The 1,555-nt window shown below is 66.9% G+C and carries 3 protein-coding genes; all 3 read left to right on the top strand.

Annotated elements, in window-relative coordinates; all coding sequences use genetic code 11:
- Positions 1–182, top strand: a 182-nt coding sequence (locus tag ABZ281_RS48905; RefSeq protein WP_356665257.1) for a hypothetical protein, incomplete at its 5' end; no start/stop codon positions are given.
- Between the two features lie 271 nt (positions 183–453).
- Positions 454–1,104 (top strand): DCL family protein, encoded by a 651-nt coding sequence (locus tag ABZ281_RS48910; RefSeq protein ID WP_356665259.1) that lies wholly within the window; start codon positions 454–456, stop codon positions 1,102–1,104.
- Positions 1,105–1,448: 344 nt separating this feature from the next.
- Positions 1,449–1,555 (top strand): HU family DNA-binding protein (locus ABZ281_RS48915; protein ID WP_356665261.1); only part of this gene is annotated, 107 nt, incomplete at its 3' end.

The following is a 1,555-nucleotide window of genomic DNA, read 5'->3' on the forward strand; positions in this document are numbered from 1 at the left end:
GCCACGTCCACATCCATCAGCGCGACACCGTCACTGTCGACGGCGAGGAGATCAAGGTCGGCCAGTGGCTCAAGAACCTCCGCCGACGTTGGGACAGCCTGCCGCCCGAACACGTTCAGGCCGTCACGGCCGCTGGCCTCACCCGCCACCCAGAAACACCTGAGGCCACGGTCAGCGGCTGAACGCCGCCGCGCCCCGCCGAAGGGCGGGTTTCGCCGGCGGAAGAGGGCCCCGCAGCACGACGAGGACATACTCGCACCCCTGCGACCTGGGCGGGGGCCGCCTACCCGATTACCCGAACGAGTGAATGCCTGGTGATCGGTGGGCAGGCTTTCCCATCCCATCCAAGCTGATCAAGGGTGCGCGAAGGCCGCACTATCGCGGAGTTTGAGGATGCTTTCGGCGTAGCGTCGGCGGGTGGCGGCGTCATCGAAGAAGGGAAGGGCCAGGTTCGTGGCTGAGTTCTGGATCGGGCATCGCAGGTACCGGACGAAGGGGGATGCGCAGGAGGCGGTACAGAAGGTGCTGTACCGGTACTCGGTGGGCAGCATCGTGGATCAGCAGGAGGACCACCTTCTCCTGCTGGACCTTCTGAACATGCACCGGGAGGCGGAGGACAAGATCGGCCCTGGTGTCGAAGCCTTCGCGATCGCCCCTCCGCCGCGCGGTCCGTACCCCTGCTTCGAGGTGGTCCGGGTGGACGGCAGCCGCATCGACTTCTCGTACAAGGACTGTCTGAAGCCGAAGACTTACCGCCAGCAGGTCCTGAACGTGATGCGGGACGAGGTGAAGTCGACCATCAATACGTACTTCGACTCCCGCAAGCAGGTCGGCACCCTCGTCTCGGACCTGTCTGGAACAACACTGACAAGTTCCGACACGGCCGTGAGCTACTTCGGCGGGCCCTCATTCAACGACATCGCCGTAGAGTTCGCCGACAGCGTCGGCGGGTGGGAGACGATCGAACTGACGCCCTCCACCGAGCCTGGACTCGGGCGGTTCAGGGACCGCGACCTGGCCGAGCAGTGGTTCACCTACCACCAGGAGCATGCAGTTCTCGGGCTGTTGTCAACGAAGGAGAACCAGCGCCGTCCTCGCAGGTAACAGCGCCTGAACGCAGCCGCACGTCCGCTCCGACATGGCGCGGCCGCTTTCGGGGAGTCGGTCGGGCGAGGGAGGGGCGGTCTACGGGGACCTGGACGAGCGCGCCGGCGCCGGGTTGGTCGAGCGCCAGCTGCGTCCGTGGTGCGGGATCCTGCCGGGTTCGGGGTGCTGGGCGAACTCCAGCGGCTGCTCCTCCGGCGCGAGGGTCTACTGGCCGCCAGCTTCGCCGAAGCGTTCCGCTGCTGGTGCCGGGCACAGCGTTGTCAGACCTCGGTGCAAGGATGGCGAACGAAGCGTCGCGTCCGCGCAGCGGTCGCGACAACCCGAACGTCACGGAGTACCGCATGAACCGCAGTGAGCTGATCGCAGCCCTCGCCGAGCGCGCCGAGGTGACCCGCAAGGACGCCGACGCGGTCCTGGCCGCCCTCGCAGAGACCTGCTGCTCACACCG

The organism is Streptomyces sp. NPDC006265 (genome assembly GCF_040613555.1).
Taxonomy (GTDB): domain Bacteria; phylum Actinomycetota; class Actinomycetes; order Streptomycetales; family Streptomycetaceae; genus Streptomyces.